The following is a 13,202-nucleotide window of genomic DNA, read 5'->3' as shown; positions in this document are numbered from 1 at the left end:
ATGTTTGATTTTAGTATACCAAACGTACGTTCGCATTAAAAGAGTTTCCTGAGTTAACTGGAGAATCAAATAAAATAATAATTGTATCTCTGTAAACGCGAACCCGTCAACTCTTTCCGAAGAAATAATCGGATGAGGATGATGCCTACAAATGCGAACACAAATCCCCAGTTTTTCTTGGCATAAATAAGGTTATCTTCTCGAACCTCATAATTCGTGGTCCAAATAAGGGGGAGGGATAACACCATTCATAGACCCAAGGCCAATCCATATGCCCAACTAGGTACAAAGAGCTCCGAACTGAAAAGGTATCTGAAAGAAAGCGAACTCAAAAAGGGCCCTCCGCGTGTGTTTCGGAGTGGCCCTTTGGTCAAAGCCTACTATTTTTTAACCACAGGAACCCAAAATTCGCCGTAGAAAGTGCCTTCACCGTTTTCTTTGCGATAAGTCGCATTGGGACCGCCGATGTAAGCATAGTCAGTGATTTGTGACAAGACTTCGCCAAAAGCACGATAAGTCAACTGATCAAACAAAGTTTCCTTGTCACCGGTTCCTGCGAGCACAATGTACTCGCTCTCTGGAAACTCGATGATGCGTGTTGCGTCAGCCACCGATTTGCTAGCTTCTACCGCGAAATAATTCCACGGTCTGCCTTGATAAACCTCGTTGACTGACCATTCGCGATCATCTTTTGCGGCCGCTTTGAGCTTATCAAAACGCCCGTCAGCCTTGAGTCCTCCCCAAAACTCCGCTTTTTCCTTCTGCAAAGCTGGCGCGTCTTGGAAATTGGATTGAATTGAAAAACCATAAGCGGTCAATGTAAATGATTTCTTATGTTCAACTGTATATTTTGCCATGGGAGTGCTCCTTTTGACTGAGATTAGCCTGCTACTTTTTTTCCACGAAGCCACATTTCGCCGTAGAATGTACCGTCTTCAGCTGCTTTGACGAATGTTGAGTTACCAGGACCAACGTATTTGTAGTCTGTGATTTCTTGCAGGAGGCCACCGAAAACCTTGCCTGTTATTTCCTCAGCAAGGCGGTCTTTGTCAGCGCCTGTGCCAGGCACCACGAGGTAGTCCCCAGCGAGGAAGTCAAGGACGACCGCGCCTTCCACGTCGTATGCACCCATCACGCCGAAGCCGCGCCAAGCCTTGCCGTCGATGACGTAGTTGATTTGATATTCTTGCCCGTCAGCGAGCGTGAGAAGTTCGGCAAGCTTGCCGTTTTCAGTAATTTCAGCTTTTTTTGCTGCAGTTTTTGCTGCATTGCCTGCCCAGTCGTTGTAGTCTTCAAGTAAAACACCGAAAGCAGTCATTTTGTAGTTTTCTGAAATGGTTTGGATGGAGTAGTTAGACATTTTAATCTCTCCCTTAGCGGATTTGTTTTTACAAGATTGATACTATTCTCTAAATGTATCAAAAAACGATACCTTTTATCGAATATCAAAAAGTATTGCAAAAACAGAATCAAAATCAGTACTAGTGCTACATTTCTGATACAATAAAATCATGAAAAAGACAGAACGAGTGAACCTGATCATGCGCTTCATCAATAACCGCGCGCATTTTACGATTGCAGAGATTCAGCGGGAGTTCAAGATTTCTCGCGCGACGGCGATCCGCGACATTAACGAGATTCAGGCGATGGGTTTTCCATTGACGACCGAGCTTGGGCGCGGGGGCGGCTACAATGTCCTGCAAAATCAGTATCTGTCCGCCGTCCGTTTCACGCCAGAAGAACTGAAAGCGATATTTATCAGCTTTATCGCCTCGAAAAATTCGCAGCTGCCTTATTTGCAAAATCGCCGCTCCATCACTGAAAAACTCATCGGCATCGCGTCGCAAACCCAGCACGACGAGCTGATCGAACTGAATAATATCTTGCTTTTTGAAAATACAAATCCTGCTAATCCGAATCTTTTGGAACTCGATGATGCGGCGCCTGCGGAATTGAACCAGCTGATTTCGCTAGCCGTGCGGGATAAGCACTTGCGCTTGACGTATGAGCCGAGTCCTGGCTGGCCGCAGTTGATGGACGTTTTTTTGATTCATATTTTTAACTCAAACGCTCGTTGGCTGGTCGAGGTTTATGATCTTGATACCGGTGAGTTTCGTTATTTGCCTGTTGAGATGCTGCGGGATTCGGCCATTTCCGAGCAGAAGATGAGACGGTCTGAGCAAGAGATTTTAAGCAAAAAACGGCTTGGCGCACGTGAGTCCAATCTGATTGTCAAACTTGATACGACTGGGATTCAGCGCTTTAAGCGCTTGCACCCGCCGGGGATTATTTTGTCCTTTACAGGGATGTTCCAGTCGAGTGGGATTTTCAATGATCAACTGGATGTGACCGATGTTGAGGCGCTAGAGTATTATGCGGATTGGCTTTTGTTTTTGGGGAAAGGGGTCGAGTTTGAACGGATTCCTGATGAGCTGCGCTTGATTTTGGAAGAGCGGTTAAGGGGAAGTGCTGACACTTTAACAAAAACACGTTAAACCAATAACCGGGCTGCAACGTTAGCGAGCCCGGGTTGGCTTGGTGCCCCAGCAACCTCAAAAATAGAAGGTGCGCGTTTTTGCCAAGAAAGTAAAGAGCGCGCCTTTGTATGCTTAAACCGGGGCTTCCATCCCCATACTGATCCACTCTTCCTTGGAGGGACCGTAGATTCCGATGACAGGAAGTCCCGCCTGGCGCATCAAGATGGTTAGCTGTCCGCGATGGTGAATTTCGTGCTTGAGGAAAATCCCTAACGTAAAACCGTTCTTCCATTGTTGTCCGAACATAGTAACGGATTCTTGCAGCTTCTCGTCCGTCCACTGGGATTGTACCGCCTCTATTAGGGCAGCGGAGGTGGAGCTATACGCTTTAGCAATCTCCGCTGCGGAATCAGGAGCCTCGCTATGCTCGGGCGGCGCTTCGAATCTAAGGCCGGTTGATGTCAGAATCCCACCTTTAGGCACTAAGTGCCACGCCAAAGTTCCAAGTGTACGGAAGCCTGGGGCAATCTCTTGCTTCAATGACGCGTCTGTCAAGGAACTGAGGGTTTTTTGCGTATATTCGGACTCATTCTGGTATTCGGTAATAAAGCCTTGAATGGATTGATACATCGGGGAAAACCTCCTTATTTAGGCGATTAGCGAGTTATTCGAACTCATTTACAATACCGATTATAAGGAGCCCCAACTGACAACTGTGTGTCAGCAAAATTTTAATCAAACAAAAAAGATGACATAGCATAAACTAGTTCTTATTGAGCTAAGGGCGTGGAGAACCGTATCATAAGTAGGGCGAAATTTTGAGCTGCCAATCCTTACGGGCTTGGAATTCTCGCCGACCGATCTTGGACGTGTTCTCAGCTTGGTTAGCTCTATTCCAAATAAGCATCGTTCAGCTCCGTTGCATCCAAGACGGGGTTATTCGGTCGTTCTCTAACAGTTGCATGTTCGAGGGTCAAATAGCCCGCAGGAGAATCCCCCTTGCTGCTTCAATGAAAGATAACATGATTGGTGAAAGCCACTTGTCTTTATGCCATAACATCTGTGTAAACACTTGCAAGTCCGGAATTTGCCATGGAAGGGCAACAAGTTCGCCCCGTTCAACTTCGGCTTCCACGGTTATTTCAGGAAGAAAGGCAATACCGATTCCCGAAATTGCACATTGTTTAATGGCTTCGGCACTTTGAAACTCCAAATACGTAATCCCATCAATGCCCTCTTTTTCAAATGATCGGTCAAACATGGTTCGATAGGGACAGCCCTTTTCATTCGTCAGGAACACTTCTCCGTTGAAATCTCCCAGCTGTAGCACCGTTCGTTTCACGAGTGGATGGTCTGGAGCGGCGAAAAGGCGAAAAGTTTCTTCCAGCAACGGTTCCACTGCAAGTCCGCCTGAGCGAATGGGTTCGTCCAACATAAAGACGACATCCGCGGTTCCCTCAAAGAGCGTTTGCTTGAGCTGCTGATTTGGAACGGAGCGGAAGATCAGACGAACTCCCGGATGCTGCGAACGAAATCGTTGAAAGACAGCTGGAAGCCGATAGGCGCAAATAACCTCGTTGGCACTTATCGTTAGGGTTCCGGTTAGATTTTCATTGTCATGAACGGCGCTACGAGCTTCGTCCAATTTGTTTAGAACGCCTTGGATATGAGTTAAAAAGCGTTTGCCCTCCGTTGTGAGAACGAGCTGCTTACCCAAACGGTCAAAGAGACGAACACCTAGCTCATCCTCCAATGCTTTTATTTGCATCGTGACGTTGGAGGGGACGTAGTTCAGCACTTCCGCAGCACGACTGAAATTTAAAGTTGATGCAACCATACAGAATGTATTCAGTTGGCGCAATTCCATCATACGATCCCCCTTTTTACTTTCAAAATTATTGAATATTACTTTGAAATCTATTCACTTTTATTGAGAGTATCACAGATCTATACTAACAACAAGAAATGCATTCTCAATGGATGATTTCATTTTGAAGGGAGAGACAACACGATGGAATATGAGATTTTTGATTTGGGTGACGTAACCTTGCAATCGGGAGTGACGTTACCGAGCGCTTTTCTTGCTTATAAGACTTATGGAAAATTGAATGAAAAGAAAGATAATGTCATCGTCTATCCGACTGCTTTTGGTGACCGGCATGTTCAGAATGAATGGCTGATTGGAAACGGCATGGCACTGGATCCGCAGAAATATTTCATTATCGTTCCAAATTTGCTGGGCAACGGGTTATCTTCCTCTCCCAGTAATACGCCTCCTCCATTCGACCGGGCTAATTTTCCGCAGGTAACCATCTATGACAACGTTACATTCCAGTATCGGCTGGTGACCGAAAAATTCGGCATTCAAAAGATCGCTCTCGTCGTTGGATGGTCAATGGGAGGCATTCAATCATTCCAATGGGGGGCTAGTTATCCAGACATGGTGGAACGAATTGCACCTTTCGCCGGGGTCGCCAAGACTTGGCCCCAAACGTATGTGGTCCTGGAGGGGATGAAAGCTTCGCTCATGGCTGCTGTCCGCTTCGATTCAAGTAAACTAAACCAGTTGACTTCTGCTGATATGCGCGCGGTTGGCCGTGTCTATGCGGGATGGGGCGTATCACAGGCGTTTTACAGAGAGGAACTTTATCGTGAGCTGGGGTTTGACTCATTGACAGATTTTATGGCTGGCGTCTGGGAAGATAGCTTTATGAAGATGGATCCGCACAATGTCCTAGCCATGTTATGGACAGGCCAAAATGCAGATATTAGTGCAAACCCCGTATATAACGGAGATTTCGATAAGGCGCTCAAAAGCATTAAAGCGCTAGCTTGTGTCATGCCAGGGAGCACAGATCTCTTCTGCCTGGCGGAGGATAACGAATACGAGGCTAAGCTAATGCCTAATGCTGTTTTTAATCCTATAGAGTCGATCTGGGGCCATTTTGCCGGTCGCGGCATCAACAAGGCCGATAATAAATATATTGATGACAATCTAAAACGCTTGTTGGCTACGAGATGAGTGCTGATAGTTAAGATTAAAACGAAGGAGCGTGCCGCGGCAGGCTCCTTCGCATTTTTCGCCGATGGACCCGTTAAGATGAACCGTGTCATAAGTAGCGAATTTCATAATGAAGCTGGCAGCGTAACAAAAATGAGCTATGTTTATAGTAGTACAAGCCGTATTATTAAAGAAGAGCTAGACACATGGTATTTGCAATTGATATATGGGAAAAGGGCAAGGGGGCAGTCAATGAACAAAACAGATCGTTTGTTGGCCATCGTGCTGGAGCTGCAAGGCAGGCAAGTGGTACGTGCCGAAGATTTGGCGGCACTATTTGAAACCAGCGTGAGGACCATCTATCGCGACATGCAGGCGCTCAGCGAAGCAGGCGTGCCTATTACAGGCACTACAGGCGCAGGGTATTCCTTAATGGAGGGATATTTTCTACCTCCGATCCGTTTTACAATTGAGGAAGCCGTGACATTACTTATAGGAACAGATTTTATCGAGCAACGATTCGATGATGATTATCGTGATAAAGCTAAGGCTGCTAGGAGGAAAATCGAGGTTACTCTATCAGACAGTGTCCGCAGTGAGACCTCCCGTATACGCAAGTCGCTGCGATTGCTCGCGCCCGGCAAACAGGCTGCTCTGTCAAACGAAAGGGAAAATCTCGATAAGATCCGCCGGGCTCTACTAGATGGGCGAAAGATCCGATTTCATTATTCGAAAAAAATTACGGATTCTACGGGAAGCCGCCATAGCGAACGTACCGTCGCTCCCTATGGCCTTGTACTCGTTGAAGGGTCTTGGATGCTTGTGGCCTGGTGTGATCTGCGCCAAGACATCCGCCATTTCCGGTTGTCCCGAATGGCTGAGCTTATCGAACTGGACGAACGATTCGAGCTCCCGGCGCATTTTGACTTAAGGGAGTATACCCCTTTAGATGATCGCCACTTGCGAGTCTGCCTTCGATTTAATCATGACATCGCAGATAAGGTGAAGGAATCGAACTATCATTTCATAGAGGATATGAAAGAGCATCAAGATGGATTGGATGTGGTCTTACGCGTTCGTCAGCTGGATGAATTGCTGCAATGGGTGCTAGGCTGGGGAGCGGGCGTAATAGTATTGGAACCTGAATCTTTCCAAAATCGAATTCGTGAGGAAGCCCAAAAAATTCTCAAACGCTACTGACATAACGTTGTCAGTAGCCTTTTTTTATAATTGGACATGTAAATGTAAAGGAGATAGATAAGTAAAAAATATGTTATGCAACGGCTGTGGGACACAGCACCTATTATTACTAGGAAGGATGATATGTTATGAATTTCGCTTCTGTACGCATCATTACTGACGATGTGGATCGTCTCGTCGAGTTCTATGAGAAAGTCATGGGGGTTTCGGCGGAGCGACCCGCGCCCGTATTTGCCGAACTCGTTGTGCCATCATGCACCCTTGCAATCGGCCACTCCCAGACAGCGCAGCTAATCGGCGCCGGTTCCGTTGTGGGGGCCAACAATCGCACTGTCATTATTGAGTTCCGCGTCGACGATGTCGATGCTGAATATGTGCGCTTGAAGCCATTTGTCGATAATTGGGTAAAGGAACCGACCACGATGCCGTGGGGGAACCGTTCTATGCTGTTCCGCGATCCCGACGGCAACCTTCTTAACCTCTTCGAGCCGGTGACCGAGGAGGCGATGAAACGGTTTAGAGGTAGACATTGAGGGGCAGTAAAGAACTTGCCGTTACAGACAGCCGGAGAACCGTATCATAAGTAAGCACAAAGTTGGCGTTATGAGAAGCATCAAAGAATTACTCAATGTCTTTGATGCTTCTTTGTTTTGTTTTGTTTTGTCATCGGTTAGAACGAGCGGGACATTTTCGACAAATTCCGACTTGTTCAGAAATTGTTCAGTTTTGACTTGTAGAATTATGTAATGCCAATACAACTGAAAAAGGCAAACCTGACCGAAAGGCAGGGACGCAAAGCCGCGGGCCTTCCCCAAAGTAAATTTGGGATGGTAGCTGGGTTGCCAACGGATTGGCTTTCTTTGTGTGTCCATAGATATCAGAGGAAGGGACCTGCAAAACGATAGTTGAATGGGAGTGGTTTGGTCGTGCAGAACCTGGTTGCAGGAAGAGTTTAAATTAAAGAATAAGGAGACTGGACAATGCAACCAACTTGCCCAGGAGAACTGGGGATTTATGCCCAAATTTTTATGATTCAGTTCTTAAAAACCGAAATCATCTAAACAAATTTTTCGTTGGGCAATAAAATTTGTAACACTTTGCGTTGACTTTGGACGCAACTTTAAACAAGAGGAGGTTTGATAAGCGTGTCCGCAAGATTTGGATTTAAACAAAAGTGGAAGAAAGGCATGAACTTAACGTTCAGCGCAGCCTTGCTGTTCGGAAGCATTGTCGGCGTTGTGCCACAGAAAGCGGCTGCTGCGCCGACTGTGATGACTGGGCCAGGCGGAGTTGCAGACGGCCTGATTTCTTGGGTCAATTTGAGTGTGGCAGACAGTGTGTATTCTACTGCTACAGTCCCGATTGCTCCCACTGTCGCTGGTGCAATTCATCATGTGAATGATCTGGCAGGAGGAAGAAATTGGCAAAACGCCTCGACTGCCCAGTACAAACCCGATGCGATTAACTATAACCCGGGCTTGACAAAGGGCTCGACCAATGGTTTTCTTTCCCTTAATAAGTTTAATGTAGACGATCTATCCAGAGAAGTTTTTTCCGTGCAAAGCAATGCCACTAATAATGCGGGGTTCCCGTGGGAGCTTGGTGGCGACTTTCCAGATAGTATTCCTGGCGAAAAGGCAAAATATACCAGGGATACAATTTCCTCATATTTTGGTACTGATGTCGCTACCCGCCAAAGCCGTTCATTGGATACCGACCAGCAGAATTCGACGAATACGCATGTGATGCATGTATCGAACCTATTTAACAGCAGTGAGAACAAGCATGAGTGGGCTCTCTCTCTGGATGGAAAGCGCATTGGAGAGCCGGCCGTCATAACTCCTTACACGCCTTCTAAATTCAATTCGCAAGAGGGTATTACAACTACTTACTATTTTGGCGCTGGTCATAGTTCGGTTTTAAACGGAGCGACTTCCGAGCTTATTGTATACAATCGCCCGCTAGAACCTGAAGAAAGAAAACAGGTCAATAGCTACCTTGGAATCAAATATGGTTTGACGATCAAGAAGCCGGATGGCACCGGTATCGAGGAATATATCGATAGTAATAAAGGAGTATTCTGGAATCCTGGGAATAGCACAGATGCTACTTACCGGATTACCGGACTCGGTCGGGACGATGCCAGCGCGCTGAAACAAAAACAATCCGTTTCGCAGGAAGACAATGCGCTGGTAACTATTGCGCTCGGTGATAAGATTGATGCTTCGAATGCGGCGGTCACCGGTTTCGACATAAATAACGATAGATCGTTCTTTATGTTTGGCGACAATAATAAAAGCACAGACTTTACTGAGGACGTTGCCGACTCAGGTGCTCCTACAGGGCTAAAGAGCATGCCGCGTCAGTTCACCGTTCAAAAAACGAATAACTGGGCGGATGCCGGGATTACGTTGTCATTAGACCAGTCAGTTATGCAATCGAGATATACATACTATCTGTTGATCAATGGCAAGTTTGATAAGAATTTGCGGCTAACGAATGGTAAAGTTCAGCTTAATACTAATAAATTTGGAAATGTTGCTACGTTTACCTTCGCAAGGGAGAAACAAATGGTTCCAGCCGGATTAGATACCGATCTAATCTCGTGGTTTGAGCTGACGAAAGGTTGGGAAGCAGCGGGAAGCCCAATATCACCTGATGGTAAGTATATTAACAAAATTCAGGATCTGGCCGATCCTTCGAGAGAATGGAATCCTTATTCTTCGACAGCTAGTAGTGGACAATTACTTTCCAATTTGGGAAAAAAAATGATTAACTATCATGATGTAACTGTCCCCCAAACAGGCTCAAGAGTCATGTTCGATACCAATTTGCCGTTCTCTACTCTGCCTGCATCTAACCAGAGGGAAGTTTACTCTGTACAAATCGCAGGAACCCGAGGATTCCCATGGGAGCTTGGGGGAGCCAGGTCGGGGATCACGAAATATATCAAAACAGACATTACTGCAGATTTCGGTACTACTGCTACGAAAACAGTAACACCAACTAAGGATATAACTAGACCACATTTATTGAATGTTTGGAGCGGCGTAGGCGATTGGGGCCTTTCTGTCAATGGCTATCAAGAGAAATCAGACTCAACAAACACAACGCAATGGAATACAGTAACTACATTTAATCACTATATCGGCGGCGCTCATAATCAACCCATGAACGATGGTAATGTTGCTGAGGTGCTGGTTTTCGACAATAAGCTAAGCGATATTGACCGGCAAAAAGTGAGCAGCTACTTTGCATTAAAATATGGACTAACATTGACTAGTCCAGATGGCAGCACCCCGGTTAATTATATTGCCAGCGACGGCACCACAACCATGTGGACAGCTGCAAATAACGCCGGTTATGGTTACCGGATTACCGGGATAGGTAAAGATGGAGCTTTGGACCAAAGAATGTCCCGGTCGGAAGAAGACGGGGCCTTGGTGGCGGTGGCCATAGGTAATGGCGACAGCGATAGTGATAGCGATGGTGATCACTTTGAATCAACGAATGAAGATAATCCGACTGTTATAGATGTCGAGAAGTCGTTCTTTACGTTCAGTGATAATAATGCAGCAACAAATTATACGCTTAAAACCAATCATGCGCCCGGAACGACAGAACATTATTTGAAAAGAATGGAACGTGTGTTTAAGGTTGAAGCCAGTCCGAACTGGAAAAATAATACCGAGCAGAACGTAACTTTCAAATTACTTTCAAATGATGCCGCAGCGCCTATTGATAATTACTACTTGCTTACAAGTGAAGACGGAGTGAATTTTAATGACCCTGTCGAAGCTAACAAATTAAGCGGCAGTTATGAAGTCAAGATCAATAGCAATGATGTAAAATACTTTACGTTTGCCAGAACATATAGGGACGAATTGCAAACAGTGGTTGGCGGTTCCCCTGCTTATGTAGAAGAGAAGTACACAGCAGAAAGCTGGGCCGCTTACCAAACGGCGTTATCGAATGCCAGTGCTGTTCTGGTAGACGGTACGGCTACACAGAAGCAAATTGATCAGGCAAAAGATGCATTGACAGCGGCAATGAATGGCCTAGTATTAAAAGTTCCGAAGCTGGAATCGGCAAGTATTGATGCTGCTTCGAAAACAATCACACTTAAGTTTGATTATCCGGTGAAATTGACGGCAGCGGATGTAAAAGACGGGTTTACTGTCACCGTGGAAGGCCAGCAAATTCCGATTGAATCCATCCTCGTCGATACAACGAACGCCAAAATCGTAACCATTAAGTTACCGGACGGCGTCGATGTGAACAGCAGCCGGATTGTGGCGGTTGAGTACGATAAAACGAATGGAAACTTAAAAGGTACCAACGATAATGTAGTAGATAACTTTTCGCGGAATGCGGAAGATCCGTTTTTCGCCACCTTAACCATCACGGAGCCAAGCGGCAATACCGTAACTATCCCTAAGCCGGAGATCAAAGGAACATCCGAACCGGGGTCAACGGTTACGGCCATCGTTTACGATCATGGTGGTCATATCGTAGCAACCCCAACGGTTACTGTGAAGGGGGACGGTACATGGAGCTTTGCGCCGGGAACCAACCTGCCTGACGGCGATTATACGTTTGAGGTCACTGCAGAGAAAGATGGCAAGACAGCAAAGAAAACCAAGGCATTGACCGTGGCTGTACCAGATACAGCCCTGTTTATCACTAAACCAAGCGGCTCAACCGTTACCGAGTCCAAGCCTGAATTTGCAGGAACAACCGAACCGGGGTCAACGGTTACGGCCGTCGTTTACGATCATGCTGGTCATATCGTAGCAACTCCAACTGTTACTGTGAATGGGGATGGTACGTGGAGCTTTGCGCCGGAAACCGACCTGCCTGATGGCGATTATACGTTTGAGGTTACGGCCGTGAAAAACGGCAAGACTACAAAGAAAACCAAGGCATTGACCGTGGCTACTAAAGAGACAGCGCTAGTCATCACCAAACCAGGCGGCTCAACCGTTACCGAGTCCAAGCCTGAATTTGCAGGAACAACCGAACCGGGGTCAACGGTTACATCCGTCGTTTACGATCATGCTGGTCATATCGTAGCAACTCCAACTGTTACTGTGAATGGGGATGGTACGTGGAGCTTCACTCCGTCCGTTGATCTTGCCCCAGGCGAGTACAAGGTCGAAGTGACGGCGACGAAAAATGGCAAGATGGTGACCAAGACGAAGACCTTTACGGTCGCTGTCGTTGACAAAACGGCACTGCAAGCGAAAGTAAACGACATTAAGAGCGAGAACCTGGAGAAGAACGCCTATACGCCAGAAAGCTGGCAGGTGCTGCAGGATGCGTTGAAGCAAGCCGAGAAGGTATTGAACGATCCGAATGCAACACAAGCTGAGGTCAATGCAGCGCTGGCTGCGCTGAACGATGCGCGCAATCGTCTGGTTTCAGTGAATGGCGAGCTCGGACTTGTCTCGCTCCAAGTGGGTGATGCGAACGGCAATCCGATCGCGCTGACCCCGGCATTCGACGGACGTCAGTTGAACTATAAAGCAGTTGTATCGAACGAAGTGACTACGGTCGGTATCGACCCGCAAGCGCTACATTCGGGTAGCAAAGTCGCCATTACCTTGAATGGTAACCCGGTCAGTGCTTCGGACTGGAATAACCTTCCGCTCAAGGAAGGCTTGAATACCATTCAGGTGCAAGTGACTGGACCAGACGGCAAGCAAACGACTTATACGATGGAAATCATCCGGACCACGAACAAGCTGGTCTCGCTCACTCCGTCCAACGGTGGCTTGAACCCGGCCTTCGAATCGGACAAGGAAGCTTACTCGATGACCGTGTCCGGCAGTGTATACCAGCTGCAATGGACACCTGTAGCGCTCGATCCGGGTGCTAAGATCGAAATTGCCGTTAACGGAGGTACCTTCAGCGAAGTGGCCAGCGGAGCAACAAGTGCAGCACTTCCGCTCAACCCCGGTGTTAATACGGTAACGGTGAAAGTGACCGACCGGGATGGCCGTATCAAAGAATATACGATCACCGTCATTAGAGCAACATCCTCCGGAAATAACCGGCCAAGCGGTGGAGGCGGAGGCGGCAGTGCTTCTAATTCCGGCTACATCGTCACGACGGTGAATGATAACCAAACCTCGTTTGCAACACAAACGGCAGGGCAAGACGGTGTTGCAACGGTGAAGATCGATGGAGATAAGCTCAACGGCATCTTGTCCCAAGGGGGGGCGCAGCATCTGGCGATTCGCGTACCGGGTGACGGCGATGTACAGGTACAAGGCTTAACGGCGGCCATGGTCAAGCAGCTGAAGGATACCGGCTCGAGCCTGGAAATCGGGAACTTGCTGGCTATCTATCCGGTGCCTAGCAGCCAGCTGGACCTTAGCGAGATCGCGAAACAATTCGGCGATGCGGCACTTGGCGATATTGCCGTGAATGTTACCATTCGGCTTTCAGAGCAAGCTCTCATCGACAACGCTCGCAGCCGTGCAGTGAACGGCGGCTATGAGCTGCTGGTGAATCCGGTTAGT

10 protein-coding genes and 1 riboswitch are annotated in these 13,202 nt (G+C 47.3%); of the genes, 5 read left to right on the top strand and 5 right to left on the bottom strand.

Translation table 11 applies throughout. From position 1 onward, the window contains the following. Positions 1–65 precede the first annotated feature (65 nt). The 3 genes from ABEA66_RS36460 to ABEA66_RS31570 form a co-directional block, all read right to left on the bottom strand. A complete protein-coding gene (locus ABEA66_RS36460) occupies positions 66–248 on the bottom strand; it encodes a CcdC protein domain-containing protein (protein ID WP_377741000.1) in 183 nt (60 codons plus the stop codon). 132 nt (positions 249–380) lie between these two features. Beyond that, positions 381–857 carry a GyrI-like domain-containing protein gene (locus ABEA66_RS31575; protein ID WP_345593866.1) on the bottom strand — a complete coding sequence of 159 codons (477 nt, stop codon included), beginning with the start codon at positions 855–857 and terminating at the stop codon, positions 381–383. Positions 858–880: 23 nt separating this feature from the next. Then, the gene (locus ABEA66_RS31570) at positions 881–1,360 is read right to left on the bottom strand and encodes a hypothetical protein (RefSeq protein ID WP_079911344.1); all 480 of its coding nucleotides are present in this window, start codon (positions 1,358–1,360) and stop codon (positions 881–883) included. Between the two features lie 151 nt (positions 1,361–1,511). Here ABEA66_RS31570 and ABEA66_RS31565 point away from each other — a divergent pair, with 151 nt between their 5' ends. Beyond that, the gene (locus ABEA66_RS31565) at positions 1,512–2,495 is read left to right on the top strand and encodes a helix-turn-helix transcriptional regulator (RefSeq protein ID WP_345593863.1); all 984 of its coding nucleotides are present in this window, start codon (positions 1,512–1,514) and stop codon (positions 2,493–2,495) included. Between the two features lie 114 nt (positions 2,496–2,609). On the opposite strand, the gene ABEA66_RS31560 is transcribed toward ABEA66_RS31565, so the two are convergent. Both ABEA66_RS31560 and ABEA66_RS31555 read right to left on the bottom strand, forming a co-directional pair. Further along, a complete protein-coding gene (locus ABEA66_RS31560) occupies positions 2,610–3,107 on the bottom strand; it encodes a DinB family protein (protein WP_345593862.1) in 498 nt (165 codons plus the stop codon). A gap of 343 nt (positions 3,108–3,450) precedes the next feature. Beyond that, positions 3,451–4,344 carry a LysR family transcriptional regulator gene (locus ABEA66_RS31555; RefSeq protein ID WP_079911341.1) on the bottom strand — a complete coding sequence of 298 codons (894 nt, stop codon included), beginning with the start codon at positions 4,342–4,344 and terminating at the stop codon, positions 3,451–3,453. A gap of 144 nt (positions 4,345–4,488) precedes the next feature. On the opposite strand from ABEA66_RS31555, the gene ABEA66_RS31550 reads away from it, so the two are divergent. The 4 genes from ABEA66_RS31550 to ABEA66_RS31535 all read left to right on the top strand — a co-directional run. Further along, positions 4,489–5,499 carry an alpha/beta fold hydrolase gene (locus ABEA66_RS31550; RefSeq protein ID WP_345593860.1) on the top strand — a complete coding sequence of 337 codons (1,011 nt, stop codon included), beginning with the start codon at positions 4,489–4,491 and terminating at the stop codon, positions 5,497–5,499. Between the two features lie 231 nt (positions 5,500–5,730). Then, positions 5,731–6,678 (top strand): helix-turn-helix transcriptional regulator, encoded by a 948-nt coding sequence (locus ABEA66_RS31545; protein ID WP_079911480.1) that lies wholly within the window; start codon positions 5,731–5,733, stop codon positions 6,676–6,678. A 128-nt stretch (positions 6,679–6,806) separates the two neighbouring features. Then, positions 6,807–7,211, top strand: a complete 405-nt coding sequence (locus ABEA66_RS31540; protein WP_079911339.1) for a VOC family protein — start codon at positions 6,807–6,809, stop codon at positions 7,209–7,211. 223 nt (positions 7,212–7,434) lie between these two features. Then, positions 7,435–7,525, top strand: a riboswitch (cyclic di-GMP riboswitch). A 298-nt stretch (positions 7,526–7,823) separates the two neighbouring features. Further along, positions 7,824–13,202: DUF8202 domain-containing protein (locus ABEA66_RS31535; protein ID WP_345593859.1), on the top strand; the 5,379-nt coding region annotated here is incomplete at its 3' end.

It is taken from the genome of Paenibacillus vulneris (assembly GCF_039543185.1).
In the GTDB taxonomy this organism is placed as follows: domain Bacteria; phylum Bacillota; class Bacilli; order Paenibacillales; family NBRC-103111; genus Paenibacillus_S; species Paenibacillus_S vulneris.
This window is presented reverse-complemented; position numbering and strand designations above follow the sequence as displayed.

Bases quoted from the DNA above. Each gene is read 5' to 3' on its own strand.
- ABEA66_RS31575 (WP_345593866.1), bottom strand. From the start codon at position 857: ATGGCAAAATATACAGTTGAACATAAGAAATCATTTACATTGACCGCT.
- ABEA66_RS31560 (WP_345593862.1), bottom strand. From the start codon at position 3,107: ATGTATCAATCCATTCAAGGCTTTATTACCGAATACCAGAATGAGTCC.
- ABEA66_RS36460 (WP_377741000.1), bottom strand. From the start codon at position 248: ATGGTGTTATCCCTCCCCCTTATTTGGACCACGAATTATGAGGTTCGA.
- ABEA66_RS31570 (WP_079911344.1), bottom strand. From the start codon at position 1,360: ATGTCTAACTACTCCATCCAAACCATTTCAGAAAACTACAAAATGACT.
- ABEA66_RS31545 (WP_079911480.1), top strand. From the start codon at position 5,731: ATGAACAAAACAGATCGTTTGTTGGCCATCGTGCTGGAGCTGCAAGGC.
- ABEA66_RS31550 (WP_345593860.1), top strand. From the start codon at position 4,489: ATGGAATATGAGATTTTTGATTTGGGTGACGTAACCTTGCAATCGGGA.
- ABEA66_RS31540 (WP_079911339.1), top strand. From the start codon at position 6,807: ATGAATTTCGCTTCTGTACGCATCATTACTGACGATGTGGATCGTCTC.
- ABEA66_RS31555 (WP_079911341.1), bottom strand. From the start codon at position 4,344: ATGGAATTGCGCCAACTGAATACATTCTGTATGGTTGCATCAACTTTA.
- ABEA66_RS31565 (WP_345593863.1), top strand. From the start codon at position 1,512: ATGAAAAAGACAGAACGAGTGAACCTGATCATGCGCTTCATCAATAAC.